The 4,371-nt window shown below is 41.3% G+C and carries 3 protein-coding genes; 1 reads left to right on the forward strand and 2 read right to left on the reverse strand.

Features of this window, described 5'->3' with window-relative positions:
- Positions 1–255: 255 nt before the first annotated feature.
- Positions 256–825: a PEP-CTERM sorting domain-containing protein gene (locus I8748_RS24715; RefSeq protein ID WP_198127172.1), complete on the reverse strand. Its 570-nt coding sequence runs from the start codon at positions 823–825 to the stop codon at positions 256–258.
- Positions 826–1,374: 549 nt separating this feature from the next.
- The gene (locus I8748_RS24720) at positions 1,375–1,731 is read right to left on the reverse strand and encodes a DOPA 4,5-dioxygenase family protein (protein ID WP_198127173.1); all 357 of its coding nucleotides are present in this window, start codon (positions 1,729–1,731) and stop codon (positions 1,375–1,377) included.
- Positions 1,732–2,020: 289 nt separating this feature from the next.
- Here I8748_RS24720 and I8748_RS24725 point away from each other — a divergent pair, with 289 nt between their 5' ends.
- Positions 2,021–4,240, forward strand: a complete 2,220-nt coding sequence (locus I8748_RS24725) for a CHASE2 domain-containing protein (protein ID WP_198127174.1) — start codon at positions 2,021–2,023, stop codon at positions 4,238–4,240.
- Positions 4,241–4,371: the final 131 nt, after the last annotated feature.

The raw sequence follows: 4,371 nt of genomic DNA on the forward strand, positions 1-4,371 counted from the left end.
GGTCAGCAATGGTAATTTTGGGCTTCAGCTTCACGCTTTCTTACGGCTTTACTCTACTTTCACTATGACTTTACCATCAATACCCGATCGCTTAACCTCCCTGACACAAGCGACTAGGCTTTTTTTAGTAAACATGTACTACATTTAGATGCGTTCGCCCTGGACGGCCACCCTACTAAAAACCCCATTCCCTACAAGGGAATGGGGGCTAAGGGGGTTAGGTTTCTAAGATTTTGATGTTAACAATAATACTTTTTAAACATGCTCTTGAGCTTGTTTTTTATTCTTAGCAAGCAACACTCCCAAGGATAAACCTAATAAACCTAAGATGCTACCTGGTTCAGGGACAGGGGTAACATTTGGCCGTATTATCCCCTGGTAAGTTCCAAAGCCAGCTGCTGAAAAATAAAGCGATCCGAAACCGGGTTGGAGACTTAAATAACTAGCATTTACAAAATCGACAGACCCATTGAAGGGGCCTCCACCCGAACCACCGAAGTTGATGAAACGATCGCTACCATTAGTTCCGATTCTTGCAAGAATATTAGCCACTGGCGTTGCAAGAGCCGTGTTGGTAAAGCTATTTCCATTAACATTAAAGGAAAAGTTAAAGTTTGCTAAAGACGTAAGTGCGAATGTTCCATTTCCAGGGTCTCCGTCAAAGCTAAACGTTCCTGTTCCTACGAAGGGAGAAGTTACAGTGGCATCAGGCGTATTATCAAATTGAAAATCAAAGGTTAGTGCTTGTGATTTGAGAGGTGAAACGCCGATCACAGTTACGGCTACTATGCTTGATGTTAAGACAGTAAAGATCTTTTTGCTCATTTTGGCCTGCTGTAGTCCACTATTTCAGATTTACTGAAGATGATATTAACATCATGTATATATTTAAACAGTAAACTTATTTTGTAGTTTAAATGAATTTCAATCATACTTATGTATATATTATACCTATTTTACGAATCAAGAAAACAGAGCAAGTTCATACTTGGCATGGAACTAGCGAAGACTTCAGGGGGCGACAAGCGAGTTAAAGTGCTTGCTGTATAAGCGTTTTCCTAATTCGCCAACAGTGTCGATGACGTGAAGAGTCAGGGGAGGGAGAGGTTCATCGAACTCACGTTACGATTAAGGTTTAGTTAAAACTAAAACTCTTTGTGAAAGTCGATTTTTTTACGTAGATGCGTAAGCAGCTTGCCGCACGCTACCACAGAGGGGCAGAGTCCACAGACAGAAGGAGAAATGCTTAACTGAACTGTATTGCGTTTTGCTAGTGGTTCATCGCATTAATTTTGATAAGTCAGGGTGGTCAGATCCCCGACTTCTTGAAGAAGTCGGGGATCTCGCAGCGAGCAAAATTAATGAGACAGAGTACTAGGTTGTTTGAATGCGCCGAAGGAACCCAATATTAAGTTCTAGTTTTTCTCCTAACCATAGGGCATGTTCTGTGTGGTCTGCGACATCATCGCCTGTTGAAGGGTGAATTAAAATATCCAACCCCTGATGATTGAGCATTAACCAAGGAACGACCTTGGCAAACTGATCTGGTAAAAATGCAACTTGATACATTCCTTTTGGGTGTGGGCCGATGGGGTTGTCATGCCAGCGCCCCAGTTGTACGTCAAAGCCTGCGCCTAATTCTTCGCGTATACGCGCGGCTACATCACGACTGGCGGTATCGTAGTAAATGTGAGCGTGAAAATTAGTGATCACAACAGTATCTTGTTTCATCGCTCTTATCTCCACTTTTCACTCTAAACTCAAATATATAACTAATCAAGTTAAATGAGGGGATGGGGAGTAGGGGGGCAGGGGAGCAGGGGAGATGAGGGAGAATATTTCTAATGCCCAATTCCCTATTCCCAATTCCCTATTCCCTATTCCCCAATACGATCGCCTCAAAGTAGCAAGTAAATTGCTAAATTAATATAGAGCTTAGTGGAATAACCGTTAACGCTCAGTATTCACTTTTGTTTGAAAACAGCAACATTTATTCAATTTAAGCTACTGCTGCAACGCTGTGATTAATGGAATATTAGAAAAACTCCGAGGCGCGTTGACAAAAGATAAGGCTTATCGTGCCACTTCTGGTAATAAAAATTGGTTGCCAATTATTTTAGTTACTAGTTTGGGTGTCACTGCTTCAGTATGGGGCGTTCGCGAACTGAAATGGTTGCAGTCTTGGGAATTAAAAGTTTATGATCAAATGCTGCGATCGCGTCCAGTGGAGCCACCAGATCCGCGGATTTTACTGGTTACAATTACTGAAGAAGATATAGCGCGAGAAAAATGGCCACTGTCGGATACTAAAATTAATCAGTTATTAGCAAAATTAGAGTCTTATCAACCGCGTGTCATTGGTTTAAATATATATAGACCAGAACAAAAAAATTCTGCGGCTGGATTGAAGAATCCAAACAATATCATTGGCACTTGCTCTTATAGCAGTATGGACAGAGCGGAAATTCCACCGCCACCTAATTTATCTCCAGAGAATATAGGTTATGCTGATTTAATTCCAGATAACCAAGAAGACCAAATTGTCCGCCGCAGTTTGTTATTTTCCGAATCTACAGACAAAAAATGTACAACTAAATTTTCATTTGCTGCTCTATTGGCAATTACTTATCTAGAAAAACAAGGTTTGGAAATAGATTTTCCTGACCAATATAATTTCCGTCTGGGTAAAACTTATTTCCAAACGCTCAAACCGAATTCTGGTAGTTACCAAAATCTCGATACGGCTGGGTATCAATTACTCTTAAATTATCGTCATCCAGGATACTTAGCTCAGCAAGTAACTCTTACACAAGTTCTCAACAATCAACTCAACCCGAATTGGGTAAGAGACAAACTTGTAATTATCGGTACAACAGCCGCTAGCTTACATCCGGGTTTCTACACACCTTACAGTGCTTCACCACAGCAACCAGCGAGAATGCCTGCTGTGTTTTTACATGCACAGATCACAAGTCAACTCCTCAGTACTGTACTGGATCAACGACCTTTGATTTGGTACTGGGATGACTGGGCAGAACTTTTGTGGATGTGGAGTTGGTCGCTGATAGGTGGTATTTTAGCATGGCAGTTGCGACACCCTTTGCTGCTGCTAGTGGTTGGAGGTACGACCATAGCTAGCTTGGCGGGAATATGCGCTGCTTTGTTTCTGCAAGCTGGGTGGGTGCCGTTAATTCCTTCAGCGATCGCTTTAGTTACAAGTAGTGCTGCTGTCATGCTTTACACCACATACAAGACTCAGCAGCAAACTCAATTAATTATAGTACAAGTCGAACAACAAAAAGAAGCGATCGCCCAGTTAAATATTCTTTTAAAAGAATCTATAATTACTACAGACAAAACTACAGTTAGTGATATACATTTTCACCCTGAATCTACACCAAAGATACCAGAAAAAACAACTGGCGACTTACTTTTAGGTGGACGCTACCAAATATCTCAAGTTCTTGGTGCTGGTGGATTTGGTCGCACTTATTTAGCTAAAGATACTCAGCGTCCAGGGAATCCTAACTGTGTAGTTAAACAATTAATGCCAGCACGTCGGGATACAAGATTTTTGCAAGTTGCTAGAAGATTATTTCAGACCGAAGCGGAGATTTTACAAACTTTAGGTAGACATCATCAAATTCCAGCCTTGCTGGCTTATTTTGAAGATCATCAAGAATTTTATTTAGTTCAAGAATATATTTTTGGACACACTTTAGATGAAGAATTATCATCTACACATGGTGTCCAGAGTGAATCTTTTGTGATTAACATGCTCAAAGGAGTTTTAGAAGTTCTCGCATTTGTGCATGAGCATAGTGTAATTCATAGGGATATCAAACCAACTAATATTATTAGATCTGTTCTGGATAATCGACTAGTATTAATTGATTTTGGAGCAGTCAAGTTAATGCAACCAGCCAGTAGCGAACAGACAGAATTGGCAACAGTAGCCATCGGAACGCGTGGTTATGCACCTCCAGAACAAATGGCTGGTCATCCCCGCTTGTCTAGTGATATTTACGCGTTGGGAATGATGAGTATTCAAGCGATTACTGGAATACCACCCCAAGAACTCCAGCCAGACCCAGAAACAGGTAATATTATATGGCGACAAACAACACAAATTAGTGAAGAATTAGCAGGAATTTTAGATAAGATGGTACGTTATCATTTTAGCGATCGCTACCAATCAGCCGCCGCAGCTTTACAAGATTTAAAACGTATACTTGAATGACTAAATTGCAGGAAGTGGGAATTGGTAATTGGTAATTGGTTTACTTATTCTCCCCCTCATTGCCCCTCAAGCCCAGAGAGGGCCCCAAAGCCCCCCATCTCCCTCATCTCCCTCATCTCCCCTGCTCCCCC

Source organism: Amazonocrinis nigriterrae CENA67 (assembly GCF_016056305.1).
Lineage (GTDB): Bacteria > Cyanobacteriota > Cyanobacteriia > Cyanobacteriales > Nostocaceae > Amazonocrinis > Amazonocrinis nigriterrae.

Excerpts from the sequence above, each read along its gene's own strand:
- I8748_RS24720 (WP_198127173.1), bottom strand. The coding sequence starts at position 1,731 with ATGAAACAAGATACTGTTGTGATCACTAATTTTCACGCTCACATTTAC.
- I8748_RS24715 (WP_198127172.1), bottom strand. The coding sequence starts at position 825 with ATGAGCAAAAAGATCTTTACTGTCTTAACATCAAGCATAGTAGCCGTA.